The 968-nt window shown below is 32.9% G+C and carries 1 protein-coding gene; it reads right to left on the reverse strand.

The genetic code is table 11. From position 1 onward, the window contains the following. Positions 1-446: 446 nt before the first annotated feature. Positions 447-968, reverse strand: a 522-nt coding sequence (locus tag CO726_RS31095; RefSeq protein WP_099686845.1) for a transposase, incomplete at its 5' end; no start/stop codon positions are given.

Below are 968 nucleotides of genomic sequence, written 5' to 3' on the forward strand. Positions count from 1 at the left end.
GTACATTTGAGCTACTTTTACTTACACGTAATACCTGAACTTGTTTCTTTTCATAGCGCACCGTTTGTTCTAATTTTTCTACTACATTGTTACTTAGGGAATTAATATTCATTTACATTCACCTTTCGAAATTGTTATTTTTTTAACTCATAAATATTTTTTACTTCATATAATCCTCATGTTTGGATTTAATCTATTTTAAGCATTGTAATATTGCGGAGAGTTCTCGGTTCTCCTGTTTTAAGATTATTAATCACTTAATCTTAAAACATTTTAATATTACAATGACGTACAGTGTCTCATTATAGTTGAATATCCCTATATGGTGAATCATTCTGTCCCACTCATTTGTACAAAAATAAAAAAATGTTTTATCCTTGTACAAATGAGTGGAAAAATGCTGCATTCATACTATCTATCTATAAAAATACAACTAGGAAATCAATTTATATATTCCCTAGTTGTCTATCACTCCATTCAACTAATGTATAAGAATACGGTGAATCAACTTGTAATTCTAAATACAATGGTTTATTTTTTGGTAAGATTTCTCCCTCTGTATGAATCCAATAACGCTTGTTATCCGACATATTCAATACGCGTGTCAGTCCTTGTTCTCGTCTTATTACTTTTGCAGTCCACCCGACCCGATTCAGATTTTCTCCCTCTGATACTCCTTGTGGAAAAGGTAGATTCTGTTCTGTTTCTAGTGGGATTGGCAACTGTTCTAGTTCCGAAATCGTCTCCTCATATTCAAATACTTCCTCTGGTATATCCTCATCGCTCGGAAAAGGAATTTCATATACTGCTTCAGAAGCAGGAGTATGATGAAATTCTTCAACATACTCCACTTCTTTTGCAACTTCCTTGTCCTGCTCTAACGTTTTTTCTTCTTCACCTACATTCATTCGAACAGATGTAGCAACTAAATCGTATATATTTGCTACATCCTTTTCTAAGGTAATTTC

The organism is Bacillus fungorum (assembly GCF_002746455.1).
In the GTDB taxonomy this organism is placed as follows: domain Bacteria; phylum Bacillota; class Bacilli; order Bacillales; family Bacillaceae_G; genus Bacillus_A; species Bacillus_A fungorum.